The 26,375-nt window shown below is 34.0% G+C and carries 28 protein-coding genes; 20 read left to right on the top strand and 8 right to left on the bottom strand.

Annotated features, from left to right (window positions below; all coding sequences use genetic code 11):
* The first annotated feature begins 124 nt into the window (after positions 1-124).
* Positions 125-748 (top strand): DUF3267 domain-containing protein, encoded by a 624-nt coding sequence (locus tag MKY02_RS09390; protein WP_340711036.1) that lies wholly within the window; start codon positions 125-127, stop codon positions 746-748.
* A gap of 624 nt (positions 749-1,372) precedes the next feature.
* Here MKY02_RS09390 and MKY02_RS09395 read toward each other — a convergent pair.
* From MKY02_RS09395 to MKY02_RS09405, 3 genes are all read right to left on the bottom strand, one after another.
* Complete coding sequence (locus MKY02_RS09395; RefSeq protein ID WP_038182611.1) at positions 1,373-2,032, bottom strand: GAP family protein; 660 nt, start codon at positions 2,030-2,032, stop codon at positions 1,373-1,375.
* A gap of 10 nt (positions 2,033-2,042) precedes the next feature.
* The gene (locus MKY02_RS09400; RefSeq protein WP_038182607.1) at positions 2,043-2,801 is read right to left on the bottom strand and encodes a MerR family transcriptional regulator; all 759 of its coding nucleotides are present in this window, start codon (positions 2,799-2,801) and stop codon (positions 2,043-2,045) included.
* Positions 2,802-2,866: 65 nt separating this feature from the next.
* Entirely contained in the window at positions 2,867-3,010 is a 144-nt protein-coding gene (locus MKY02_RS09405) for a hypothetical protein (RefSeq protein WP_038182603.1), read from the bottom strand.
* A gap of 183 nt (positions 3,011-3,193) precedes the next feature.
* On the opposite strand from MKY02_RS09405, the gene MKY02_RS09410 reads away from it, so the two are divergent.
* The 5 genes from MKY02_RS09410 (at position 3,194) to MKY02_RS09430 (ending at position 7,512) form a co-directional block, all read left to right on the top strand.
* Positions 3,194-3,862, top strand: coding sequence for a DUF4097 family beta strand repeat-containing protein (locus tag MKY02_RS09410; protein ID WP_038182600.1), 669 nt, complete (start codon positions 3,194-3,196; stop codon positions 3,860-3,862).
* A gap of 817 nt (positions 3,863-4,679) precedes the next feature.
* Positions 4,680-5,558: a LysR family transcriptional regulator gene (locus MKY02_RS09415; RefSeq protein WP_038182596.1), complete on the top strand. Its 879-nt coding sequence runs from the start codon at positions 4,680-4,682 to the stop codon at positions 5,556-5,558.
* A 99-nt stretch (positions 5,559-5,657) separates the two neighbouring features.
* Complete coding sequence (locus MKY02_RS09420; protein ID WP_425318991.1) at positions 5,658-6,062, top strand: CidA/LrgA family protein; 405 nt, start codon at positions 5,658-5,660, stop codon at positions 6,060-6,062.
* Positions 6,038-6,730 carry an LrgB family protein gene (locus MKY02_RS09425; protein WP_076065356.1) on the top strand — a complete coding sequence of 231 codons (693 nt, stop codon included), beginning with the start codon at positions 6,038-6,040 and terminating at the stop codon, positions 6,728-6,730. The genes MKY02_RS09420 and MKY02_RS09425 overlap by 25 nt, the downstream gene beginning before the upstream one ends.
* Before the next feature lie 368 nt (positions 6,731-7,098).
* Entirely contained in the window at positions 7,099-7,512 is a 414-nt protein-coding gene (locus tag MKY02_RS09430) for a YrvL family regulatory protein (RefSeq protein ID WP_235175699.1), read from the top strand.
* A 516-nt stretch (positions 7,513-8,028) separates the two neighbouring features.
* Here the strand turns inward: MKY02_RS09430 and MKY02_RS09435 are convergent.
* The 3 genes from MKY02_RS09435 to MKY02_RS09445 are packed head-to-tail and all read right to left on the bottom strand — an operon-like array spanning position 8,029 to position 9,089.
* Positions 8,029-8,310, bottom strand: a complete 282-nt coding sequence (locus MKY02_RS09435; RefSeq protein ID WP_340711041.1) for a hypothetical protein — start codon at positions 8,308-8,310, stop codon at positions 8,029-8,031.
* A 10-nt stretch (positions 8,311-8,320) separates the two neighbouring features.
* Positions 8,321-8,710: an SHOCT-like domain-containing protein gene (locus MKY02_RS09440; RefSeq protein ID WP_340711042.1), complete on the bottom strand. Its 390-nt coding sequence runs from the start codon at positions 8,708-8,710 to the stop codon at positions 8,321-8,323.
* A 13-nt stretch (positions 8,711-8,723) separates the two neighbouring features.
* The gene (locus MKY02_RS09445; RefSeq protein WP_038182577.1) at positions 8,724-9,089 is read right to left on the bottom strand and encodes a DUF2089 domain-containing protein; all 366 of its coding nucleotides are present in this window, start codon (positions 9,087-9,089) and stop codon (positions 8,724-8,726) included.
* Between the two features lie 566 nt (positions 9,090-9,655).
* On the opposite strand from MKY02_RS09445, the gene MKY02_RS09450 reads away from it, so the two are divergent.
* From MKY02_RS09450 to MKY02_RS09475, 6 genes are all read left to right on the top strand, one after another.
* Positions 9,656-11,275 (top strand): spore germination protein, encoded by a 1,620-nt coding sequence (locus tag MKY02_RS09450; protein WP_038182574.1) that lies wholly within the window; start codon positions 9,656-9,658, stop codon positions 11,273-11,275.
* Between the two features lie 3 nt (positions 11,276-11,278).
* Positions 11,279-12,466 (top strand): Ger(x)C family spore germination protein, encoded by a 1,188-nt coding sequence (locus MKY02_RS09455; protein ID WP_340711044.1) that lies wholly within the window; start codon positions 11,279-11,281, stop codon positions 12,464-12,466.
* Positions 12,467-12,468: 2 nt separating this feature from the next.
* Entirely contained in the window at positions 12,469-12,705 is a 237-nt protein-coding gene (locus tag MKY02_RS09460; protein ID WP_038182570.1) for a hypothetical protein, read from the top strand.
* Between the two features lie 33 nt (positions 12,706-12,738).
* Positions 12,739-13,833, top strand: coding sequence for a GerAB/ArcD/ProY family transporter (locus tag MKY02_RS09465; RefSeq protein WP_340711045.1), 1,095 nt, complete (start codon positions 12,739-12,741; stop codon positions 13,831-13,833).
* A 699-nt stretch (positions 13,834-14,532) separates the two neighbouring features.
* On the top strand, positions 14,533-14,967 hold the full coding sequence (locus tag MKY02_RS09470; RefSeq protein WP_340711047.1) for a hypothetical protein: 435 nt from the start codon (positions 14,533-14,535) through the stop codon (positions 14,965-14,967).
* Positions 14,968-15,277: 310 nt separating this feature from the next.
* Positions 15,278-16,156 carry a hypothetical protein gene (locus tag MKY02_RS09475; RefSeq protein ID WP_340711050.1) on the top strand — a complete coding sequence of 293 codons (879 nt, stop codon included), beginning with the start codon at positions 15,278-15,280 and terminating at the stop codon, positions 16,154-16,156.
* Between the two features lie 491 nt (positions 16,157-16,647).
* On the opposite strand, the gene MKY02_RS09480 is transcribed toward MKY02_RS09475, so the two are convergent.
* Positions 16,648-17,619: a tRNA dihydrouridine synthase gene (locus MKY02_RS09480; protein WP_038182557.1), complete on the bottom strand. Its 972-nt coding sequence runs from the start codon at positions 17,617-17,619 to the stop codon at positions 16,648-16,650.
* Between the two features lie 394 nt (positions 17,620-18,013).
* Between MKY02_RS09480 and MKY02_RS09485 the strand changes: the two genes are divergently transcribed.
* The 5 genes from MKY02_RS09485 (at position 18,014) to MKY02_RS09505 (ending at position 23,420) form a co-directional block, all read left to right on the top strand.
* Positions 18,014-18,958, top strand: a complete 945-nt coding sequence (locus MKY02_RS09485; protein ID WP_038182555.1) for an ABC transporter substrate-binding protein — start codon at positions 18,014-18,016, stop codon at positions 18,956-18,958.
* Positions 18,959-19,055: 97 nt separating this feature from the next.
* Positions 19,056-20,063 carry a FecCD family ABC transporter permease gene (locus tag MKY02_RS09490; RefSeq protein ID WP_038182552.1) on the top strand — a complete coding sequence of 336 codons (1,008 nt, stop codon included), beginning with the start codon at positions 19,056-19,058 and terminating at the stop codon, positions 20,061-20,063.
* On the top strand, positions 20,060-21,043 hold the full coding sequence (locus MKY02_RS09495; RefSeq protein ID WP_038182550.1) for a FecCD family ABC transporter permease: 984 nt from the start codon (positions 20,060-20,062) through the stop codon (positions 21,041-21,043). Before MKY02_RS09490 ends, MKY02_RS09495 begins: the two co-directional genes overlap by 4 nt.
* A gap of 18 nt (positions 21,044-21,061) precedes the next feature.
* Positions 21,062-21,847 (top strand): ABC transporter ATP-binding protein, encoded by a 786-nt coding sequence (locus tag MKY02_RS09500; RefSeq protein ID WP_038182547.1) that lies wholly within the window; start codon positions 21,062-21,064, stop codon positions 21,845-21,847.
* Positions 21,848-22,253: 406 nt separating this feature from the next.
* Positions 22,254-23,420, top strand: coding sequence for an MFS transporter (locus MKY02_RS09505; protein ID WP_340711053.1), 1,167 nt, complete (start codon positions 22,254-22,256; stop codon positions 23,418-23,420).
* Between the two features lie 162 nt (positions 23,421-23,582).
* Here MKY02_RS09505 and MKY02_RS09510 read toward each other — a convergent pair whose 3' ends face one another.
* Positions 23,583-23,927 carry a winged helix-turn-helix transcriptional regulator gene (locus MKY02_RS09510; protein WP_038182542.1) on the bottom strand — a complete coding sequence of 115 codons (345 nt, stop codon included), beginning with the start codon at positions 23,925-23,927 and terminating at the stop codon, positions 23,583-23,585.
* A gap of 131 nt (positions 23,928-24,058) precedes the next feature.
* Here MKY02_RS09510 and MKY02_RS09515 point away from each other — a divergent pair, with 131 nt between their 5' ends.
* The 3 genes from MKY02_RS09515 to MKY02_RS09525 all read left to right on the top strand — a co-directional run bounded on the left by MKY02_RS09515 (position 24,059) and on the right by MKY02_RS09525 (position 26,143).
* On the top strand, positions 24,059-24,688 hold the full coding sequence (locus MKY02_RS09515) for a nitroreductase family protein (protein WP_038182539.1): 630 nt from the start codon (positions 24,059-24,061) through the stop codon (positions 24,686-24,688).
* Between the two features lie 143 nt (positions 24,689-24,831).
* Positions 24,832-25,254: a VOC family protein gene (locus tag MKY02_RS09520; RefSeq protein WP_038182536.1), complete on the top strand. Its 423-nt coding sequence runs from the start codon at positions 24,832-24,834 to the stop codon at positions 25,252-25,254.
* Between the two features lie 64 nt (positions 25,255-25,318).
* The gene (locus MKY02_RS09525) at positions 25,319-26,143 is read left to right on the top strand and encodes an alpha/beta fold hydrolase (RefSeq protein ID WP_038182533.1); all 825 of its coding nucleotides are present in this window, start codon (positions 25,319-25,321) and stop codon (positions 26,141-26,143) included.
* Positions 26,144-26,375 lie beyond the last annotated feature (232 nt).

Below are 26,375 nucleotides of genomic sequence, written 5' to 3' on the forward strand. Positions count from 1 at the left end.
CTTTTTTTCTTTATTGAACTAACGCAGTAGGTTCGTTGAATAATCAAACGGGGTGATTGCATAAATAGAGGTAATCGTCATTTTCTTTCTGAACTTCTAAATAAAAAATAAATGGAGTGGGTAAATGAAAATACTAAATAAATTGCCAAAAAGTAACCCAAATTTACATTTAGAATTAATTAAAGATAGATGGATTCCAATGAAAGAACCTAAGAATTTAACAAGTGCTATTTTGCTATCTGTCCCTTTAATGATTGTCGCTGCAATCATCTCTATAGTTATAATAAATATAGTTTCCAGTATTTCTTTGAGAGATTTTGGACTAACACCTGATGCAATATCAATAACGATTAATTTAAGTATTATATTTTGGCTATTTTTACTTTTAATACTTCACGAATTATTTCATTTAATTTTCATTCCAAAATTTATTAAATCAGAAAAAACATATGTCGGATTTACTCTGTTAGGGGGTTTTGTGATAACGGAAGAAGAAATTTCAAAATCAAGATATATCTTCATTACAATTGCTCCTTTCTTGATTATTTCAATAATTATGCCACTAATATTAAATGGATTTGGACTATTAACAACGACATTAAAATTCTTGATAATACTAAACTCATTGGCATCATCAGTTGATTTACTTAATCTATTTCTTATAATTAAACAGGTACCGAAAAACGCAACTTTAAAAAGTAATGGACCAAACACTTATTGGAAAAGTGTATATATGAACGAAAAGTAAATAGAGAACGAAAATCATATTATTTAAGCACGATGCTTTAATTTAATATATATAAATGGGGCAGCACTCTTGTAATAAATGAACTGAATTTTCTTAGTAAACCATTTAAGTTTGTGAATAGATGTACTTAAACTAATGGGTGCTTTAGTGGACTAAGCATATTTAAAATAATCAATCTTTTTTATAAAAACAGTTCTTAAAAATAAAGAAAGCAATCGTTTTGAGCAATCATTATTCAAAATGATTGCTTTTTATATGCAGTAAAATCAAGGATTTAGAGTGATTTATAATCAAACTTTATTCTAAACCAATAGTAATTGTGGATTGAAAATAAAGTAGAGCTTTACCCCTTTGGATGTAAATTGTCTAAAGGGGTTTCTAATGGTAAAAATGAGAAAAGATTATTCCATAACCATCAAGTAAGGGATGGTTATCATTTATTTTGAATAGGGGCCTTACTTTTGCGTTAATTCAATTATTCGATACCTTCATGGAGAATATTATGATTACTTGGCAGAGTTCACTCATATTGCATTGATTTCTGGACTTTTCGGTTTGATATTAAAAGAGAAAGATGTATATGATAATCATTTTCTGCCTTATTTAATACTTTGGTCAAACACCCTACAAGTAATCCAGACTATTAAAAATTAGGATAATTCCAACAATACACATTATCCAAGAAAGAGCTGATCCTGTATTATTAGCTATTTTCACCCGAAGTTTCTTAAGAGGTTTTTGCATCCTCCGACCAAACAGGAGATAAAAGAGAAACAGCAAGAGGGAAGGCATCACCATGATAACATTGTATCCAGCTAAAATAGAAGACCATTCCATCCATGATAGATTAGAAGTAGTCATTATTCCGATTGCTGCAAAATAAGGAAATGCAGTACCTACTTCAATTAATGAAGTAGTGAATCCCAGAGCCACAATTGAGAGAATGCTTTTTGATTTTGGAGAAGGCAGGTCTGAATTTTTCTTTGTTGGAACATAAAAACTTGCGATGAGCAAAATTGTGCCAATAATAAAGACTATCCAGCTTACGATTCGATTTTGAAATACGCCAGAAATAATCTCAAACAAAAAAACTAATCCTAACATAAGTGAAACTCCAACAGCAAAATAAAATCCGGCAACCGTCAATAAATAAACCAATAAACGTTTGGTAAGTTTCTCTTTATCTGTTAAAAGTATATACACCGTTACCCCTAATGTAGCAGGGCTTAACGTATCCAGTAACGCCAAACCTCCTATCAGGAGAAGTATTTCTGTACTCACCATTCTTTCCCCCTTATTCCGGTTGAGGATTATTCTTTTCAGCCATAAAAAATACATATGCCTGGTTCATCAACTCAAGCACATCCTGATCAATCGGATATAATCCCAGTTTCTCTGACTGCTCTTGCGACATCCTTATTTCCCACAGCTTATCTAAAAATTCATTCTCACCATCAAATTCCTCTAAACGCTTTTCATCCATTCTTCTAATGATATTTTGAACTTTGGTTGCTTTTGGACCGTCCTTGATATAACGCTTTAACTGACCTATCAGAGCGATCCATTCTAGTGAATCAGAACTGTCACTTGTCATATTGGGAACCTTTTTCCATAGCTTTATTTCTCTTTCTTTAAATACAGATTCTCTATAATCCTGCTGTATTTCTTTATCTTTACTGGATAATTGCATGATCTTCTGAATTGCAATCCAGTTTTCTTCACCTTCAATAGCAATTCCATGTATCAACTCCCGTAAGGACTGTTCTATTTTCTTTAAGTTTTCCTGTTCTTTTAATACAAATGATAATTGACTCTTTAGACTATCCGACCAATCCCACTCACTGGAAGCGAGCATATTCTTAATCTCATTCAAGCGAAATCCAATTTTTTTTAAAAATTGAATCTGCTGTAGTTTTTGTATTTCTTTATTCGTATATAAACGATGACCACCTTCTGTTTTGGACGTTGGTTTTAATAATCCGATTTTATCGTAGTGACGCAGTGTTCTTACTGTAACACCTGTCAGCTCTCCCACTTTGTTAATGTGTATCAACTGATAAACCTACCTTCCTGTACGTTAAGACCTAATCGTTAACAACTGTTTTATTCATTCAACTTTTATTCTTCTTTACGAAAAAGAGTTTTAAGTAAGTACCCTGTTCCCAAGCCAATCAGCACACCAGGAAATGCATTATCCAGAGTCAGTCCAACACCAGCGCCTATAATGACACAACCATAAATAATAATATCGTCTTGTTTCATCTAATCCCCCTATTTTTCTAATCTAACTAGATATTGCAAAAAAAGTAGTTACTAAACAGTATACAAAATGACGCAAGGTAAGCTTCAAGTATTTATTAGAACTTTATTAATTAATTTATATATACCTTGAAACTGACGAGGGGTCACCTTCTATAATGGTATCCAAAGAGAGGAATGGTAAAAATGAAGAAATACTGTAAGGTTATGTTGCTTATTCTTACTATAATATTTTTAAGTTCCTGTGCAGGGGGTGGGGAAAGTGAAGACATTCAAATGGCCTCACTTAAAGATATAGATAGCATTTATATAGAGAATGGAAGCATCGATATAGATGTAGTATCAGCGGATATTGATGAATTGGAATCGTACTTACATTTGTACGACAATGGTCCAGGGATTGAAATGGAAGAGGGGGAGCAAAAAATAACGATTCGATTAAAAAATGATATAACCCGTCTGTTTAAAATCAATCGGATGCCCCATTTGGAAGTTCGGATTCCTACTGAATTCAAAGGTGAAATCATTGTTAATGGCTCCTCCGGTAGCATCGTTGGTAAGGATCTTCAAACTCATAATTTACAAGTTAATGGAAAAAGCGGAAGTGTAAAACTTGACTTCCTTCACTTTCATAGTGAGGTTCACGTTACTACGACAAGTGGGAATGTGGACATTTCATTGAATGAGGATGAACCTGATGCAACGCTACTTCTCAAATCTAACAGCGGAAGACGTTCAGTCGGTATTGTATTAAATGATAATCAACAAAGCAAAAAAGAAACAAAAGGAACATCTGGGACCGGAGATTATGAAGTGCAGCTGGAAACCTCTTCAGGAAATATATCATTGAAATAAATATAGGTACTACTTCAAAGCTAATACCACTCCAAGAAGAAAGCGTAAACTCTACTTGGACTGACTTGTAATGCTTTAGAAGATCTTTGAGCTGTTTAGACAGCTTTTTTTTATTCAACTAACGGGGGAGTTTAGTGGAAGAAGATAATGAACTTCATAATTTCGTATTCAATAAAGGGTTTAGGAGGGGTATTTTGCAAGAAAGACGGACATGGAAGTATTAATAAGGTTAGTCCGATGATTTCAAAATAACTGTAATCATATAGAATCTTTGGATACTGTTCAACAAGAAGATGTTCATGAATTTCTTTTAACTTTAACAACTAAGCATTGTGAGATTGTGAGGGGAAATATGTTAGTTCTATTCAAGTTAGCCAAAAGAAAACGAGTAATAACCATATACCGATTTTGGATATCAAATCTAAAGAACTTCCTCCAACTATTGAGCCTCTAACTTTTGATGAACAAATAAAAGTGGCCTTTATGAACAACCTTTTGTTGTTCCGTTAATGGGTAATTTTGTGGAATAACCCTTTATAAGTAAATTGAACATTTATGTAATAAGAATAAAAAGACCACCAATAAAAATATGAAGGTCTTTAAAAACAATGATATATACAATTTTCATTGAATATCGAGATTTACCACTTTTAAGAATGCATGAATATGTTAAAGGATGTCCAAAAATCATCTTCTCAATTATGTAGAATCGAACACAATAAAATATAATGAATTAGAAGGTTGTTCAAAATGAAAATATGGAACCATTTAGTATGACGGGAAGGAATTATAATTATAGTACCGGGGGAGTTTTAAAATGGATATTCAACATCTTAAATATTTTGTAGAAGTAGCCAAACAAAAGAATTTTACGAAGGCATCTGAGAGCCTACATGTATCTCAGCCTTCCATTAGTAAGATGATAAAAAGCCTGGAAGTGGAGCTTCAAGTGACGTTGCTAGATCGTTCGGAGAGAAAAGTGGAGCTGACAGATGCGGGCAAGGTTGTTTATGATCAAGCATTGAAAATTTTGCAGATGATGGAAGATATCCATTCTTCTGTAAACGAAGTCGTTCATGTAAAAAAGGGAACCATTAAAATGGGATTAATGCCGACTTTGGGTGTAATGTTATTTCCGAACGTGCTGGCTGATTTTAAAAAGGGTTATCCGCAAATTGAAATGCAAATGGTCGAATTTAGCGGGAAACAATTAGAACGAAAAGTAGTACAAGGGGAAGTGGATGTTGGTATTACCGTATCACCAGTTGACTCTGAAGTGTTTGAATCCATCCCCTTATTCAAAGAAGTACTAGTTGTCATTGTTGACAGGGATCATTGGCTGTCGGAAAGAAAATCAGTACTTTTATCCGAATTAAAGGAAGAAGCCTTTATTCTCTTTACCGAAGAATATGTTCTGCATGATGTAGTAATGAAGGCCTGTTTGCGATCGGGATTTGAACCTAATTTAGTCTACAAAAGTTCCTTATGGGATATCGTTGGAGAGATGGTAGCGGCACAATTTGGGATATCTGTTGTTCCTAAGTCGGTAGCAAACCGATTTAAGGATCAGGTTTCTATTGTTTCTATTACTTCACCTCAGATTGATTGGGAATTGGCAATGATTTATAAAAAGAATAAGTATCTTTCCTATGCAGTTCGGGAGTTCATTACTTATCTTCAAGAAGGAAAAACCTAACTATAACTTCATGGAATAGTTTTGATGTCTTTTATATATTTTACGAATCGGGAATCTCAAAGTAGAATGATCTATATTACATATTGTTCTATTGCGGAGGTGTTGCTCTTGAAAAAGGGCTTAACAATTTTATTGCAAATTGGGGTTATTATTGCATTTACCTGGATCGGTGACTATATTGTCTCTCTTCTTCATGTACCTATTCCAGGAAGTATTATCGGGATGATTTTATTATTCTTCGGTCTTCATTTAGGCTTGATTAAATTAAATTGGGTGCAAGCTGGGGCTACGCTTATTATTTCCGAGATGATGTTATTTTTCATACCGGCAGTCGTTGGATTTATGGAATATTCATGGATATTTGGCATCAAAGGACTAATTATTTTATTCATTGTTGTTAGTGGTACAGCACTTATGATGATAGCAACAGGAGTCATCTCCGATAGGATTTTAGAAAGAAAAGACGGTGAAGCAAGGAAATGGTTACCAAAATCTTCTATATAATTATCACTGTCCTATTTTATTTTTTGGCGAAAAAGATTAATCGGAAAAAACCAGGATTGTTATTTTCACCAATCATTCTAACACCTGTTATGCTCATTGTTCTCCTTTTGATAATGGATATACCATACAAAGAATATGCAAATGGCACTTTTCCACTAAATAAATTGTTAGACGTTGTAACCGTTGCATTAGCCATTCCATTGTATCGAAACTGGTCGTTTCTGGTGAAAAATTGGCGCGTGATTGTATGTAGTCTTGCAGCCGGTTCCTTGATTGCTGTTGTTTCTGGAATTTTATGTACTTACCTGCTTGCAATGGGAAAGGATTATATGCTTAGTATTATTCCTCGCATTGTCACCATTCCAATTGCTGTCAGTTTGTCTGAATCCATTGGAGGGACTCCTGCCATAACTGTTCTTTTTAGTATGTTGACATGCTTTGTTGGTGTCTTCATAGGACCAACTATAATGAAGCACTTTTCCATTAAGCATCCATTGTCTATCGGCATGATGTATGGTTTGGGTGCACAGGCACTTGGGACTGCAAAAGCGTTTAAAATCGGGGAAAAAGAGGGAACAACCTCCAGTGTATCCTACATTCTGACTGCCATCTTTACAGTCATCTGGGCACTAATCCTAACACCTTTTATCCATACTTTGAACGTGTAGGAATATTGGTTCAACCTCTAACATGAATATAATTCAAAACAATTGATATTATATGCATTGAAATCAAGGATTTAGAGTGATTTATAATCAAACTTAATTCTAAACCAACAGTAATTGTGGATTGAAAATAAAGTCGCGAGGTTTATAAAAAAGTTGCGAAGCTTTACCCCTTTAGATGTAAATTGTCTAAAGGGGTTTCTTATGGTAAAAAGATATAAGATTATTCCATAATCGGGTCAGATTATTTAATAATGTTTAGTAAGATAAATGAAAATCGTGAAAGAATGGACTTAAGCTAACGGACAGAATAGTAAGGAGGTACGTTTATAATAAATAAAATTAAAACAATAGTAATTTGTACGTCTATTGTGCTAATAATTCTGCTTGGTATTACTTTTTTTGAATACATATTTTTAAGATTACTTGGATTTCATTATGATTCAATTGGTGCTTTAATATTTTTCTTTATTATGTATGTATTCCTTGAAATACCTCTCTCACTCATTACAAATGCGATACCAAAAGCTTTGAAATCTGTCGGTATAATTCAATCAAGTAAGGGATGGTTGTCATTTATTTTGAATACGGGTCTTACTTTTGAGTTAATTCAATTACTCGATACCTTCATGGCGAATATTGCGATTACTTGGCAGGGTTCACTCATATTTGCATTGATTTCTGGACTTTTCGGTTTGATATTAAAAGAGAAAGATGATGAACCTCCGATGATTGACAGTGAAGAATTTAAGGGAATAGGAAATAGATATAATTCTAAGAAATAAGCTATCTAACGCAAGGCTTGTGAAAAATTACACTTAAAGTAACGGGTGCTTTAGTAGAAGATTTTTGAGCTGTCTTAACAGCTCTTTTTTTTATTCAACTAACGGGGTAGGGCCTTATTTTTATCACATTTACGAAAGAGATGAGTAATTGTTCTTGAACTAACCTGTGCTTTACTTGAAGAACATTGAGTTGCCTACAATATGCTATCAATATTCAGAGCAAGTCAATAAAGATGTAGAAGTATGGGAAGTTACTTTACTATCAAGCAAGAGAGAGTACGTAGATGGGATGTGGTACATAAAGTCAGCGGGGTAGATTGATGTTAGGACAAAGACAAACTTCTCAGCTACTCTTTTATCAAACTGTAGGGGACGCCTTTATTGAAGATGAACTCTCTTTTTTCTGCAATAGTGGCTATAATAAAGTAGTCAAAGCCTAATTTTCTCGGTATTGTAAGCAAGAAACTAGGCTTTTTTTCAAAATACCAGTCAGTGGTCAGTGTATTCAATAATAAATTATAGTCTAACCTTAACCTCAGTACCGTCCTTAGCTTTGACATCTACTAGCACGATCCCTTTATAATTTTTCAGTTCCTTGACGATAGGCTTTAGCGTTTTTTTGTCTATTAGTGGAAAGGTAAATTCCAGTTTTTTTCTTTCGAAGTGTTCTTTTGTCCATTTGTTTGCATTTTGCTGAAAAAATTTTGAAGACAAAATTGAAATAACAATGTTTAAAATAGTATATGGAATTGGGATGGTAAACCGAACGTCTTTTGCTTTCACTTTTACATACATCATAAGCAAATCACTAATCAATGATGACAGAAACGGTATCCCCGTTTGCCGATTTAATATCAACAATTTGGCCATCTAATTCGTTTTCGATTGCTTCAATAATTAGGCTTATGTCAATATCTTTAACGTATTTTTCCGATTGAGGAATACTCGCTGCGACGCTGTGTCCAGCCATTAATACTACCTTGACAAGTTTTATAGGCAAATTGACAGTGACGTTATCATTTTCGGCTGATACAACACGAATTTTTAATGTTTTATCTAAATACTTAGTCGGTTTTTCAAGAAGCTTATTACCTGTTTCTTCTTTCTCTTTTAATACTTGAATCAGTTCTGATCCCTTATCTGCATCAATCTTCCCTTCTTGAACCATTGTTAACACTCTTGTAATTTCCTCTTTCATGATAAATTCCTCCCTATTCCTCTTTTAAGAGCTTAATGGCTTCTTCTGGTGTGATTTCGCCATTTTCCAACATGGTGACAACCTTTTTCTCGTCTACTTCATTTTTCTTCTTCTGCACATATCCAAGGGATGAAATGATGTCCGTTAGCTTACCTCGAACTGTTGGATATGAAATCCCCAGATCCTTTTCAACTTCTTTGATATTTCCTCTGCATGTTAAAAATACTTCCACAAAATGAAGCTGATCCTTTGATAAGGATGCCAGCTTAGATAATTCAAACTCATTTTCAATCGTAGTGTGACAATGAGTGCACTGCAACTTTGTAATTTTCAATGTTTTACTGCAGACAGGACAATTTGTGATTACTTTATAAGCCATAATGAAACCCTTCCTTTTAGTTGATTCGATTATATTATATAACGAGAAATCAAAAATATAAATAATAAAATTAATTTTTTTGTTGAAAAAAGATAATGATGTTAATTTTATGTTTAATATTATTAATTATTCGTTTTCGTTGTTCATTTCAGTATTTACCATGATGGATTGTAGACATTTCTCTTGATGAAAATACCCAGTTACATAATGAGCACGATTACTTAGACTTAGAGGTAAATTTTATTAATCATTGCAGTAACTTTTTAATAGGTATATTTTGGAAGTGTATTTTTTCGTTCATTTTTGTCCATAAATTAGAAGATATGCCGAAAAAATCCTGCTATTTATTAAATGTAGTATGATTTAAAAAATCTGAACTGATTATATGTGTTTTCAGACTTTTTCGCTAAAAGGAGTTTCCTTATGCTAAAGAAAATGAGAATCTATATCTCATCAACAGGTTTAATAGAAAAGTTAACGGATCAACAATATTTTCCTAATTGGCAAAGTAATAAACAAAATTAAATATAAATACGCAAAAAAACAAACAGTAAATGAGGTAGTGTATGGGCTTTTTCAAAAAGAAAAGTAATTCTAAAATACATTCCAATTCTATTTCAGCTAGCCAAATGATGACGACAAGTTCAACAAACGAATTAAAAGCAAATCTTCAAGAAAATATACAAATAATAAAAGATTCCATAGGAAAAAGCTCGGATATTATCATTCGAGAAATTCGAATTGGAGAAGAAGGAACTATTAAAGCCGGTATTATCTATACAGATGGATTAACTGATACAACCGCATTACAAAATTTCATTTTGGAAACGCTCATGCTCGATTTTAAAGAGACCGAATTACAGGAAAAGCTATCTCCTGAACAAAATCTTATTACCGTATTAAAAGATTTTGCCATGACAGTAGGAGAAATTAAAGAACTAACTAATTTTGAAGTGCTTTTTACTGGACTTTTATCGGGGGATACGATTATTTTAATCGATGGATATGCCCAAGGTTTAATCATTTCCAATAGGTATTGGGTTGAGCGTGGAGTAACGGAAGCAACAGCCCAGGTGGTAGTAAGAGGACCGCGAGAGGGATTCTCCGAAAATTTGCGTGTAAATACAGCTTTAGTTCGTAGAAGACTTAAAGACCCAAATCTTTGGATGGAATCAAAAGTTATTGGAAAACGGACGAAAACGAATGTTGCCATGATGTATATTAACGGAATTGCAAACGACAAAATAGTGAAAGAAGTCCGTTTGCGTTTAGATAAAATAGATATTGATGGAATTCTTGAAAGTGGAAATATTGAGGAATTGATTCAGGATACACCATACTCACCTTTTCCAACTATATTTAATACGGAACGTTCGGATGTAGTAGCTGCAGCATTATTAGAAGGACGCATAGCCATTTTTGTAGATGGAACACCATTTGTCCTAATTGTTCCAGCATTATTCGTTCAATTTTTTCAATCTTCGGAAGACTACTATCAGCGTGCGGATATTGCGAGTCTTATTCGTCTCCTTCGCTTTTTTGCATTCACGATTGCATTGCTTGCACCTGCATTATTTATTGCGGTCACAACTTTTAATCATGTAATGCTACCGCCGGCACTCCTTATTAGTCTGGCAGCCCAACGAGAAGGTGTCCCATTTCCGGCATTTGTTGAAGCAATTATAATGGAAATCACCTTTGAAATCTTGCGTGAAGCAGGATTAAGAATGCCACGAAGCATCGGTTCAGCCATGTCTATTGTAGGGGCATTTGTAATTGGAACAGCAGCGGTTGAAGCAGGCATGATCTCTGCAGCGATGGTAATCGTGGTTTCAATAACAGCCATTGCTAGTTTCGTTTCTCCAACTTACGACTTAGCTATCTCTGCCAGGATACTACGCTTTGGGTTTATGGCAATAGCTGCTTCTTTTGGTTTATTAGGAATAACGATTGGTTTAATTGCTCTACTTCTGCATTTATGCAGTTTGCGTTCTTTTGGAGTGCCATATATGTCTCCACTTGCTCCATTTAATCTTTCTGATCAAAAGGATACGTTTATTCGCTTTCCTATATGGAAAATGTTTACTCGACCCCGTCTAATCAATCAACAAAATATCGTTAGGCAACAAGATTCAGCCGCTGCAAAACCAGAAACATCAAAAAACAAGGAGCATGAAGGGGTTTAAAAGATGAAAAAGTGCATGTTTGTTCTTCTGATTCTCAGTCTCTTTCTTACGGGGTGTTGGGACCGGAGGGAATTAAATGAGCTTGGCATTACGTTGGCAATAGGAATCGATAAAGTAGAAGATGAATACCAAGTAACTGCTCAAGTGGTTGTTCCTTCGGAAATATCGGCGAAAACAAGTACTGGGCGTTCACCAGTCACCCTGTTTCAGGCAAACGGAGAAACGGTATATGAAGCCCTTCGAAAAATCACAAAGAACTCGCCTCGGAAAATATATCCTGGACATCTTCGAACGCTTGTGCTTGGTGAGGATTTAGCTGAAGAAGGTATAGCCGAATCCTTAGATTTTCTGTCAAGAGATTGGGAACTTCGATCTGATTTCTTTGTTGTTATTGCTAAGGATATGACCGCAGGGGAAGTACTGAATGTCACAACAACGATTGAAAATATACCCGCCAATCATATGTTTAACACGCTTAAAACGTCAGAAGCTTTCTGGGCTGCAACGAACGGCTTTTTATTAGATGAGTTGATAGCCAATCTTACAATTGATGGAAAGGAAGCCGTATTAACAGGGATTCTAGTAACCGGGGAAAAAATGGGATCAAGCAAACAGAATGTGGAATCGATTACTCCTTCTGCGCAAATTAAATATGATGAATTAGCGGTGTTTAAAAAAGATAAACTGGTAGGCTGGTTAACTGAACGGCAAAGCAGAGGGTATAATGGCATCGTCAACGAAGTGCAAAAAACTGTAACTGCTATATCTTGTCCTGAAAAGGGGAAAGCCACTTTAGAGATTATTCAATTCGATTCTAAAATAAAAGGCAAAATAAACAAAGGTAAGCCTGAAGTGGATGTCAATATTAAAGTAAAAGGAAATGTTGGGGAAGTAGAGTGTCAAATTAATCTTAATGATCAAGAAACAATTGTTAAGCTAGAGAAGAATACTGAAAATAAGCTGGAAGAGATTTATAATATGACCATTGAAACGATACAAAAACAATTTAAGTCAGACATATTTGGATTTGGTGAAGCCATTCATCGATCTAATCCGAAAGAATGGAAAAAGATTAAAAAGCAGTGGGATGAGGAATTTCCTGAGATGACGGCGAATGTTAAAGTTGACGTAAAAATTGTGCATACTGGTACAGAAGGTAATTCATTTTTAGATGAGATAGAGGTAGAATAATTATGATAAAAAGTATTGGAATACTCGTAATTGCTGCAGTCATTCTATGGATTGAAGTTCCACCTCTCTTAGAAAAAAAATATAAAAAAGAGTTATTTGTATTTTCAATTCTTCTTGCAATTGGGGTAGGTCTAAGTATTACACTTTTTGGATTTAAAAAACCTATTCCAAATCCATTTGATTTACTCACTTTTATTTTTAAACCGCTGGATGATGTTATTTCTCTTTTGTTGAAATAAAAGAACAGTGTAGAGGGGAAGGTATGATATGAAATGATGCAAGACGTTAAAATAAATCCGTACCAATTTCTAGTTTTAGTTATTTTATTTACGATTGGTACGAGCATCTTAACTGTACCATCAGCATTAGCAACCGACGCGAAGCAAGACGCCTGGATTGCCGCTATAATTGGTACGGGAATCGGTTTATTAATCATATGGCTATTCATCACTATAGCACATTGGTTCCCTCACCTAACCTATGTCCAAATCATTGAAAAACTATTTGGAAGATGGATAGGTAAAGTCTTTTCAACTTTGTTTGTACTCACGTCCCTTTTTTTTGCTTCAGAACTTTTGTATTATTTTGGGCTATTCTTAAATATCCATATGATGCCAAATACTCCAATGGTAGTCCTTAATATTCTTATGGCGGGGATTGTGGTGATGGGAGTCCGTCTTGGATTGGAAACCTTCGCTCGTACTGCAGAAATCTTAATTGTCGTGTTCTTCGTCATTTTATTTATTTTAGTGGTGTTTATTTCACCTGAAATAAAGTTTGAAAACATACAGCCTGTATATGAGATGGGGACAAAAAAGATTGTTCAATCATCTATTTTTTATGTCATAGTATCTTCAGTTGATGCCATTGTTCTCTTAATGATTTTTCCTTCCGTTATTAACAAAATGAAACAAGCTAAAAAATCTTTTTTAATTGGAAACTTAATTGGCGGCATTGTCATCATAGTTATTACAATTTTGTGCGTTACGGTATTAGGTGTTGACAAAACTGCAAGTGAGATTTATCCAAGCTATGAACTGACCAAAAAGATAAATATCGGGAATTTTGTACAGCGTATTGAGGGATTAATGGCTTCACTTTGGGTTATCACCCTCTATTTTAAGACGACCCTTTATTTTTACGCTTCCGTTTTAGGGATGGCACAAATTCTGAATTTGAAAGATTACCGCCCTTTAACATTACCGTTAGGCATGATTGCAGTTGTCCTTTCTCTCGTGATTTATCCAAATGTCATGTACCAACAACATTGGGACAGTACAACGGGTAATTCCTTAACATTATCAATCGGACTTTTTTTACCTCTTTTGTTGGTAGTCGTATATGCAATAAGAAAAAGAACGGGATAGAAATAAGCAAATAGATGATTCTTGAACTAACGGATTCCTTAAAGAATCCGATATTTTTTGTAAATGTAGGAGTGGGATTTCTTATTTGCTGTACAAAAACGATGATTCTTGAACTAAGAAGGTTAACGTTATATTTTATTGAACTTATTGTACTAACGGGTGCTTAAGTAGAAGAGCGTAGAGCTGTTAAGACAGCTCTTTTTTTTATTCAACTAAAGGGGTAGGTTCGAAGAGTGGTATGTATCATTGTTAAACAAAAGGACCATTTTGTAGTAGACTTTCTCTGAAGATAATTGGATATTTATGTTAAAATATAATAGAAATTGCGAAGAGTTGTACATTAATTATGTAGCAGGTTAGGAAAGTAATTCACAAAAAAAGGGGATGTGTATTTATTACGTTGGAATTCTTATTGGGTGGTGGTTTAGTGAAATTTAGTGAGTTTTTGGCAATGGGTTTAGAAGGATGTAGTTCATTTTTGTGAAAAAATGCACTTAAATAAACGGGTTCTTTAGTAGGGGATTTTTGAGCAGTACCTTTTTTATTCAACTAAAAAGGTAGATTAGTTGAACAAGGAATTTGTTACCTCACGTATCAACGCCTTAAATTCGCTAACTCTTTAGTAAGACATATACTGTTGACGCATGAAATGGAATTTTTATAACGAAGGTCGACTTATTAAATAAATGGGGAGTTCATATGAAATTATTTATAAAGACCTTATTTGTTTCATTGGCAATGATTTTATTTGTTATTACAGGGTGTTCTAATGGAAAAGAAGACGAAGGAGAATATATAGAAGTTCAAAAGCGTATTGGTGATGAAAATAAATATGAAGACTTCAAAGAAATTATTGATAATAAACAAGTTCAAAAGGTGAAAGATATTATATTGAATAGGGATGATTGGAAAAACGCCAAAGTAGATATGGTACGTCCTGCTGATTATAAGTTTGCATTTCAATCTAAAAATCCTAAATCGTCTGAAAAAGCAGTGTTATATGAAATTTGGATAAGTCCAAATAAAGATAAATTAGAGGTTGTTAGAGGTGTTGATCAGTATGTTCGACTTAACGTGGAAAATTCTACTGATTTATTTGAAATATTAACAGGAGAAAAGCTTTCTGATTTTTGATTGGATAATATGGATATTTAAAAAGAGTTTGAAGGTAATTTTGAACTTTAATCCTTCTGGGGGCTTAGTAAAAGATCTTTGAGCTGTTCAAACAGCTCTTTTTTTATTCAACTGAAGGGACAGGTTAGTTTAATATGATCATTATCATTTAACGATAAAGATTAATGGTTAAAGAAAAAAGAAGTGATTTACCATTAATAATGGGTAGTATGGTAAAATTTAATAGTTATATGATGTCTTTAAATTGTATTTCAGTTTATTCTTTGACTTTTTGAAAATGTCATAAGAAATTAAAAGGGGTAGATTAAGAGTGAAAAAGTTGTACAAGGTATTATTACTAATAGCTATGTTATCTTTGGTTATATTTTGCAATCCACGCGAAGGATTTGCTGAAAGTTTTTCACCTACAATCATAGAAAATGAAGTAAATGCTAAAATTACCTTTAGCAATAGGAAATTAACGAATAAACCTATTACAGTTACTATCGACACCTCAAACTCTAATGGAGGAAATAACTATATTTATGATTTACATAATGAACAATCTAATAAAGCAGTGATTCAAATAACCGAAAACGGAGTGTATAATTGGTATATATTTGATAAAGATAAAGAATTGATCTGGGGAAAAGCCAAAAAAATAACTATCGATATTAAAAATATAGATATGAAAAAACCTAAAATAACGATAAATAAACCCTCTTTAGAGTATGGTACAGGTAACTATCAGCTAAACATAGAAGTTGCAGATGCGGAATCTGGCATTAAGACAGTTATTTATCCAAATAATTATAATAAAATTATACCATTAGAAGAAGCATTATCAGGGCATAGTCTGCCATTTGTTGTTTATAAAAATGGAAGCTACAAATTTACAGCAATAGACTTTGCAGGAAATAGAACAGAAAAGTATATTAAAGTAAAAGATTATAAAAAGGCGAAATTAAAAATAAACAAAGTAACTTCAAGAAGTAGTTATATAAAAGGTTACTCAGAGAAGAATACATGGATCTCTATTTATTATGATTATCCTGCTGGTGCACGTATTGCAAAAGTAAAAACGGATAGCAAAGGTAAATTTAGCGCATATATCGGTAAACAGAAAACAGGAACCAAACTTTTAGTAAGCACCTTGCATATACCTAAAAAACATGTGAGTGCAAATAAGCGAATCAAAGTTAGTAAGTAACTTTTATCATGAAATGACTAGTCTTATAGGCAGGTCATTTTTTTATATAATGAGTGTTAAAACTTCAATAAGATACATCTCGTTGAACGTATCATGAGTAGGAACGATTTTTTAGTAATGATTACTGTTCTTCTTCAACAAAAGGAGTGCTTTAGTAGAAGATCTTTGAGCTGTTCAGACAGCTCTTTTTTCTTATTAAACTAAAGGGGCAGATTAGTTTAATAAGAATATAGAAAGATATATTAAAAAAGTAGGATGCCGTTCGAAGGGTTTATTTTGTCAGCAGAACGAACCGCAATGATTAAATATTTGAAACAGCACGTTATCCCAACGTTAAGGGAATGAGGCTATAAGTAAGCGTCAAATAGCGCCCACCTTCTTTCAGGGGGCGCTTATTCCACCAGTCAAAATGATGCCTCATCTACTAGATTATTAGTCATTATTAATTTTTTTGTAGGAAGCGGAACCCATCTCCGTGTCCCATGCTTGACTTAGTCTAATTCTAAAAATAGTTGTATTAAACGACGGACCTCATCCGTTGATTTTGTATCCATCAATTGGTTTCTTAGTTCACTCGAGCCTCTAAATCCCTGAGTATAGATTTTGAAAAAGCGAAGAAGTGGCTTAAATGGACGAGGTTCGATTTCTTTTGAATATTTATCATGAAGATCTAATTGTAAAAGTAATAAATTGAGAAACTCTATCATACTATGTTCTTTAGGTTCTTTTTCAAAAGCAAATGGATTCGTGAAAACGCCGCGGCCAATCATTACGCCATCAATGCCGTATTGTTCTACTAATTTTAAACCTGTTGCTCGGTCAGGGATATCTCCGTTAATTGTTAATAACGTATTTGGAGCAATTTCATCTCGAAGTTTTTTTATTTCGGGGATTAGTTCCCAGTGAGCATCTACCTTACTCATTTCTTTTTTCGAACGAAGGTGAATAGAAAGGTTCGCAATATCTTGTTTCAATACATGTCCTAACCAATCGCGCCATTCGTCAATGTCGTGATAACCTAATCTTGTTTTAACGCTAACTGGCAATTCACCGGCTTTTGCTGCTTGAATAATTTCTGCTGCCACTTCAGGACGTTGGATTAATCCAGCACCTCTTCCTTTTGATGAAACGTTTGGTGCGGGGCAGCCCATATTTAAATCAATCCCACGAAAACCAAGTTTTTTCATATCGATACTCATCTGTTTAAAAAACTCAGGTTTATCGCCCCAAATATGAGCGACAATAGGTTGTTCATCTTCCGTAAACGTTAAACGCCCACGCATACTATCTTTTCCGTCAGATTGGCAATAACTTTCTGTATTTGTAAACTCCGTAAAAAATACGTCGGGTTTTGCTGCTTCACTAATGACGTGGCGAAACACAACGTCTGTGACATCTTCCATTGGTGCTAATATAAAAAATGGCTTCGGTAAATCAAGCCAAAAATTATGTTCGTTATTCATTTATATCCTCCTATTGCAACATATAAAAACAATATTTATCTATTGCAAAATCCTTTACTCATCATACATATTATCATTTCTTGTAGTTGGTTGCACTGTCCTATAACTAATACTGAATTTTCAAAAATGACTAACTAAAACTTTAAATCGCAAAAAATTTATTTATCTTATAGAGAAAGCAACCTTTTTTAGTAATTGGAATTAAGTGAAAAATTGGAGCTCCTTAAAATAGGGGAGCTTTTTTGTTTGTTAAAAAATTATTAAAAATCACGCATTTTAAATAAAAAAATAATAAATATATTGACTTATTAGCTATAAGAATATAATATTCAATAATGAAAATGATTATCATTATCGTTGTCATGACCTTACAACAAAGGAGAATACATCTTATATGAAGAAAATAAAAAAAGGCAAATTAGCAATTATTTACGCTATTATATCCATATTATTAGTGTTAGCAGGATGCGGATCGAATCAAGATTCATCAAAAGAAAATTTAGATAACAAGCAAAAGGTGACTGTTCAGCATGAACTAGGAAAAACAAGCATTCCTAAAAATCCTAAAAAAATAGTCGTTCTTGAATTATCATTTGTTGATGCACTTCAAGGTTTAGGCATGAAGCCAATCGGAATTGCTGATGATAATAAAACAGATATGATTGAAAAGCTTGTTGGAGACAAAATAGATTATACCTCTGTTGGAACACGTCAACAGCCTAATTTAGAAGTGATTAGTTCATTGCAACCAGACTTGATTATCGCAGACTATCAGCGTCATAAGGAAATTTATAAAGATCTTGAACAAATTGCTCCAACAATTGAGTTGAAGAGTCGTGAGTCAACATATGAAGAAAATGTAGATTCATTTAAAACGATTGCTAAAGCAGTTGGAAAAGAAAAGGAAGCAAATCAACGTTTAGATGAACATGAAAAAACCATTGCAGAATTAAAAAATGAATTAAAAGAAGAAAAAGATCAGACAGTGTTACCAGCCGTTGTAAGAGATACTTCATTTCAAGCGCACACGTCTTCTTCATTTGACGGAGAGTTTCTTGAAAAGTTAGGTCTTAAAAACGCAGTACAAAACAAAGAAGCATATGCTGAAATGAACTTAGAGCAGTTGTCTGATATTAACCCAGATATCTTAATTTTAGCAAATAATGAAGGTAAACTTTTAACAGATGAATGGAAAGGAAATTCTCTTTGGAAGAATTTGAAAGCTGTTAAAAATGACAAAGTTTTTGTAGTTGATCGTGATTTATGGACAAGATACCGAGGTGTAGTATCAGCTGAGGCTATTGGAAAAGATACGGTTAAGTTACTAAACGAAGAATAAAAGTAAAATAATTATGGTTAAAAATAGGGGTGAGAATAGATTTTCTATTCTTGCTTCTATTTGTTTAAAAAGAAAACTTGAGAAAGTGTGTTGTAAAATGACTAACATCGTTCTAAAGCCAAAAGCGAATAAATATATAGTCGCATTTGTCAGTGTTTGTTTATTAATAGTCGGAATGGTTATACATATTGCTTTCGGCTCTTCATCCATAAGTTTTATAGATGTGTTAAAGGCATTATTTGCATCAGACGATTCTAAACAAACAACGATTATTCAGACGCTTAGACTTCCACGGGCTGTTCTTGCAGCACTTATTGGTGCCAGTCTTGCTGTAGCAGGAGCACTAATGCAAGCAATTACAAGGAACTCTTTAGCATCTCCGCAAGTCTTTGGCGTAAATGCGGGTGCGTCTTTAGCGATTGTGATGGCACTGATTCTATTTCCGGAATTGAATTCACAAACGACTGTATATATTGCCTTTTTAGGAGCAGCGTTAGGAGGAATAACCGTCTATTTATTTGCATCAGGCGGTAAAACCACACATGTGAAACTAGCACTTGCAGGTATGGCAGTCCATTTGTTTTTATCATCACTTACACAAGGAGTTATTGTGTTGAATGAACAAGCAACCGATGTGCTGTACTGGCTTGTAGGTTCTATCAATGGTAAAGACTGGACCCATGTCAAAATTCTCTTTCCATGGTTTGTTCTTGGACTGTTTTTTGCATTTAGCATGTCACGTTCAATCTCTATATTAGTTCTAGGTGAAAATATGGCTACGGGTTTAGGTGAAAAAGTAAAATGGATTCGTTTTTTTGCGGGAGTGATTGTTGTTATGCTTGCAGGTGCATCAGTTGCTGTAGCAGGTCCAATCGGTTTTGTTGGTCTTATCGTTCCTCATATTGCAAGAAAGTTAGTCGGAGGAGACTACCAGAGGATTTTACCGTTCTCAGCCCTTTTAGGAGCCATTTTACTTGTCTATGCTGACGTGTTATCACGTTTTATTGCATATCCTTTTGAGTCTCCAGTTGGAATTGTTACAGCACTTATCGGAGCTCCTTTCTTTTTATATCTGGCTAAAAAAGGGAGGAATATCAAACAATGACCAAAAGAAAACATCCATATGGGATACTAAGTGCCTTTCTTGTACTTCTGCTAATCGTCGCAATTATTAGCTTAGGTGTAGGTGCTATCTATATTTCCCCTCTTGATATATTAAGCAATATAAGTGGGACTTCACAAAATAATACGTTTATTTTATATAATTACCGTATTCCACGTATGATTATTGCCATTGTAATTGGGGCATCTTTAGCCGTAGCAGGAGCAATCCTACAAGGGATTTTAAAAAATCCTCTAGCTTCACCTGATGTTATAGGGGTTACAAAAGGAGCGGGTTTGTTTGCTGTTTTTGTATTAATTGTATTTCCTACAGCTTCTATACTGGTATTACCTATTGCAGCATTTATAGGAGCAGCGGTTATTGCAATTATTCTCATGATATTTTCGTATGCTCAAGGGGCAAAGCCGCATACATTAGCACTTGTCGGAGTAGCTTTAGGGGCGATTTGCCAAGCAGGAATTCAATATTTCATGATTAAATTTCCTGATAATGTAAATACTACACTTCTTTGGTTAACAGGAAGTTTATGGGGAAGAGGATGGAGTGAAATATGGATTTTGGTTCCCTCTATCATCCTTATTCCATTCATAGTCATTTTTGCATCGAAGTTGGACATCTTAAATCTTGGAGATGAAATTGCCGTTGGTTTAGGAGAACGAACAAAATTTGTTCGTTATGTTTTATTAAGCATTGCTGTTATATTGACAGGCTTATCTGTGGCTGTTGTCGGAGCAATTGGCTTTATCGGTTTAATTGCCCCGCATGTCGGAAGAAGGTTAGTAGGAAGCCGTTCGAAATTTTTACTACCAGTCTCAGGAACAGTAGGAGCGCTGTTTTTATTGATCGCGGATACTTTAGGAAGAGGTATCGTCCCTCCAGTTGAAATTCCAGCAGGTATTGTAACAGCTGTCATTGGTGCCCCATATTTCTTATATCTACTGCGCCGTGAACAGAAAAAGTAAATGAAAGGATGAATAGTAATGACAAAACTAACAGCAGAAAAACTTTCATTGTCGTACAATTCAATTTCTGTTATTAATAATATTGATCTTCACATTCCAGAAGGGAAAATTAGCATTATTATTGGCTCAAATGGCTGTGGAAAATCAACTATTCTTCGGTCTTTAGCCAGGTTGTTAAAGCCTACAGCAGGAAGTATTTATATAAATGGTAAAGATATTCATCGACATTCATCAAAAGAAGTGGCGAAACAGCTGGCCATTTTGCCACAGTCTCCTGAAGCACCTGAAGATTTGACGGTTAAAGAACTTTGTTATTATGGACGCCATCCTCACAAAGGTTTACTTTCTCGTTATTCTGCGGAAGATCATGAAATTGTAGATGAAGCTTTAAGAGCAACTAAAATGGATTACTTAGGTGATCGTACGTTAGATGCTCTATCAGGCGGTCAGCGTCAGCGAGCATGGATTGCAATGGCTTTAGCGCAAGGCACAGAGCTGTTGCTTCTCGATGAACCGACTACTTATTTAGATTTAGCTCATCAAATAGAAGTACTTGAGTTGTTGTGTTCACTAAATAGTAAGCACAATCGAACGATTGTCATGGTTTTGCATGACTTAAACCAAGCTGCGCGTTATGCAGATTACTTAATCAGTATCTCAAACGGGCAGATATACAGAGAAGGCCCGCCTGATGAAGTATTCACTGAGAAAATGATTGAAGATGTGTTTGGACTATCTTCAATTATTATTCAAAACCCTGTGGATCAATCACCTCTTTGTATCCCAATAGGAGTCAAAAAATAAATTCTCTTTCATTAGAAGGAGAGCATTTTAATGTTTCTAATAAAAACAGCTTGTGATGTATTCTCATCAGCAAGCTGTTTTTATTTCTTAATTAATATGGAATGTAGAGTGAGAAAGTTATTCGAAAAAAGAGATGGTAACTGTTTTTCTATAAACAAAATTAAACTACATATATATAAAGTGACGATAGAGTTGTTACATGAATAATAAAGTATAAAATAGTTGTTAAAAAAAGTAATTTGTTAATAATGTTGAAGTCTGGTATAATCTAAAAATTATATTAGTCCAACTATTATTAAATAAAGAGGGTGAATAAATTGACTAAAAACCTTAGACAATTGAAAAACGTTTCAGTGATCCTAACGCTTCTAACTTAGAGAATAATTTAGAAGCGAGGAATAGTTATATGAAAAATCAAAGAATCTTTAGTAAACCATTTATATTCTTATTTATTAGCAACTTTTTAGTTTTTATAGGGTTTGATATGTTGCTCCCTATTTTGCCAGCCTATTTGTTAAGTATAAATGCATCTTCCATTCAAGTAGGTCTAGTGACAACATTATTTACGATAGGTGCTGTTTTAATCAGACCTTTTGTAGGGTACTATTTAATCGATAACCAACGAAAAAGTCTAGCCATTGGTGCAAGTGCAGCTTTAATGATTATTACAATGCTGTATCCATTTCTTAATTTTGTATGGCTTTTTCTATTGTTACGCATTTTCCATGGTGCAGCGTGGGGGGTATCAACCACAGCAAATAGTACAATGGTAGTCGATTTAATTCCTAAGTCACGGTTAGGAGAAGGAATGGGGTATTTTTCTATCTCTACAACGGTAGGGGCTATTATTTCACCGAGTATCGGTATCCTTATATATGAGTCGTTTTCCTTCGATGTTTTAATTTGCTCCTCCGTAGTACTTAGTTTATTGGCTGTAATTGCGCTTCAATTTGTAAAAGCATCTCCTACAACTGTAATGCGTGAGAAGCAACCATTTCGATTTTTGGATATGATTTTTGAAAAAGAAGTGTGGTTCCCAGCGTTACTGACTGTTATTACAACACTTGGTTTTGGAGCGGTTATTACATTCTTGGTTCTTTTTGGAAAGCAAAAGGGGATAGATCATATTTTTCTATTCTTCCTTATCAATGCAACTGTAGCAACTTTGATACGTCCATTTACTGGGAAATGGTATGACAAAAAAGGACCGTGGTCTATTATCATTGTGTCAGCTATGTTAGGGTTTTTATCACTTGTTATGCTGTCTTATGCATCAAATGATATTGGTCTAATAATAGCAGCGATTTTATTTGGAGCAGGTTATGGAACAGTTATGCCATGTTTACAAACATGGACGGTTCAAAAGGTAAGTGAAGAAAAAAGTGGCACGGCAAATGCAACTTTCTTTTCTAGTTTTGACGTTGGCGTTGGAGTTAGCGCATTTGTATTAGGTATTTTAGCTGAATGGATTAGTTTAGAAATGATCTTCCGGATTGTAAGTTTAAGCTTTATTGTTGTTGCGGTTTTAGTCTACAAAGATTATTTAAATGAGAAAAAGCTTAAAAATATATAAATCCATCTCAAACAAATCTACTATAAAATGGTTTGGTAAACAAACACATTTGTAATCAACAATATAGAAATTTTTAGTATGAAATAAACAAAAGCCATCCATCTAGTCTTAACCTAGATGAATGGCTTTTTGCATACTATTAGATAGTAAAATACGCTATAACTATTTTGATTCATTCGTTTGCTTTTCAAAATCACATAGATCAATCCATTTCTGAATAGATACAATGACGTCATTAAATGCCAAACCGTTTGGTGTTAACTCATATTCTACTTTTTTAATGGAAGAGTCAATTAGCTTTTTATTGATTAAGCCAGCATCTACTAATTCATTTAAGCGTTCTGTTAGTAAGCGGTCAGAAATTCCAGGAATTAAAGTGTGAATTTCGTGATAACGTTTAGGGCCTGATAACAGAGAATAAATAATCATCCCCATCCAGCGTTTTCCGATAAATTCAATTGCTTGATGGTAGCTACTACATTTATGTGTACAATTCGGTTGAGTCATAAAACAACCTCCCGCATGTGAATGCATTTTCCTCTATTGTAACATATAAAACTTTTTTATTGACGTATAAACTTACTAATGGTAAGATTTATTTATCAACTTACCTTAAGTAAGTTTTAGGAGGAAATATAATGACAACTACAACAGAAAAAAGTTTATATACAATTATGGAAGACAGAAAATCAGTTCGTAAATACGATCCGACTTTTAAAATGACTCAAGCACAACTTGAAGAGATCATAAAAGAAGCTACAAGTGCACCTTCTTCAAGTAACCTACAAGCATGGAGATTCCTTGTTATTCAAGATGAAGAAACGAAAAAAGAACTTCGCGCAATTGGTAACAATCAAGAACAAATTGAAACATCTTCAGCAGTTATTGCCGTTTTAGGTGATGCTGAAATGTACAAAAACGTAGAAAAAATCTACACACAAAATGTAGAAGAAGGCCATATGGGTGAAGAACAGAAGAACATCACAATCAACAATACAATGCGTATGTACCCAGCAGCACCATTAGAAGTAAGACAAAGTATCGCAACTTTTGATGCAGGTCTAATTTCTATGCAATTGATGCTGATCGCAAAAGAAAAAGGTTTCGATACAGTAACAATGGGCGGATTTGATAAAGTGAAATTTGCAGAGCGATTTGAATTACCTGAGAATGAATTCCCAATCGTATTAATTGCTATCGGTAAAGCAGCAGCACCAGCATTCGGCTCATCACGTTTACCATTAGAGGATATTGCTCGTTTTATCTAAATAACATAGCAAGTTAAAGATTCAGCAGAAACGAATTTGTTTCTGCTGTTTTTTTGTGGTTTTTACAATAAAATTAGGGGTAAAGAGGTAAAAATATAAATTTATAGAATTATATAAAGAACAAATTGAAGGGAGCTTAGATAATGAGTAATAAGTTAGTGCGGGTTGGAACTACTTATATTCCAGTAACTAATGTAGACATTTCTGCAAAGTGGTATGTAAAGAACTTAGGTGCTGTACTGAGCTATCAAGACGAAGAGAAGGTGATTCTTAATCTAGCAGATCAAAGCTTTTTCTTAGTGAAGGCAGAAGAGACTCAAAGTTCGAATTTCATCGATAGTAACGGCAATGAACGTTTTTCCATGACTTTTGAGGTAAATGGGCTCGATGCTTTAGAAGAATTACATAGCTTCTTTATGGAAAGTGAAATGCAAGTTGGGAATATTGAAAATAGAGGTCATGCTGGAAGAAACTTTGTATTTGCTGATTTAGATGGGAATAAATTTGATGTGTGGAGTGAATTGAGTCCAAATTTTCAAGAAATCAAAAAATTGATTAGTGAATAGGTAAAGAGCTTATTCATCAAGAGTAGATAATGAAAATCTGACATATATAGGGGTAGGGGACACAATGCTACAATATTATTCCATTGTAAGTGGAAAAGGTAATAAGGTTGCTATTTTTCTTCCTGGTACTGGATGGTCAGGAAGTATGGGGATGCCTATAGCGGATGCATTACATAAGGAGTTTACTACACATATGATTGATCTACCTGGTATCGGGAAGAGTACTGGAATTGAAGGTGTAGTGACAGAAAGAGATATGGCTGATTGGCTTCATGGCTATATCGAAAAGAATCATTTAGATAAAGTTGCTATCATCGGGCACTCATTAGGGGGAATTATTGGTTTAGCATATGCATTCTATTATCCTAAGAAAGTAGATCGACTGATTCTTTTAGATATCGGATATGATAGGGTTAATCGTTTCCCTGTTAAAATGTTCGGTAAAACGGGATACTTCTTACCTATCATAAGTATTTGTCATAAATTATTTGGACAACGTTTACTAGGGAAAGAATCATACGATGAGCAAGTATCAAAGCCTAAAACAGAGGAAGAAATTAAGAAAGTTATTGAAAAGTTTAAATTTGAAGATAGTCCTTTTATTAGAGAAGCCATTGAAAACCAACGATCAAGTAATTTATCGGGGATTAGTTTGTTGTTAGCTGCTTATAGGAGCAATCCACCTAAAATCTTAAAAACAATTCAAATGCCTTGTTTGCTTCTTTATGGAAATCGGGAAAATAGTCCAGCTGCTGCGCAACGAAAAGTAAAGAAAGAAGTGGAAGGAATAAAATCAAATCAAGTAAAAGTTCAGATGTTAAAGGGTGATCATTATGCCCATGTACAGGATAAAAGAGCGATAGAGTATATCAGTACTTTTTTGGCTTAACATGTAAGGGAATCGTTAAAAGTCAAAAAACTTAGTGGTAAAATAAATAGAATTAGAAAAAAATGTAGACTTTTTTTCTTCAAATAAGAGGATGGATGTTCTAATTTTTTGAGTTGGTATTGGACAAGCACATACGGTAATGGCTGTTTTTTAAAAGCATGTTGCTGTTAAAACATAAAGACAGAGTAAATCTACAAAATGTGTAGAAATAGCTCTGTTTTTTTGTTTTAAA

This window comes from Viridibacillus sp. FSL R5-0888 (genome assembly GCF_038009105.1).
GTDB lineage: Bacteria > Bacillota > Bacilli > Bacillales_A > Planococcaceae > Viridibacillus > Viridibacillus arenosi.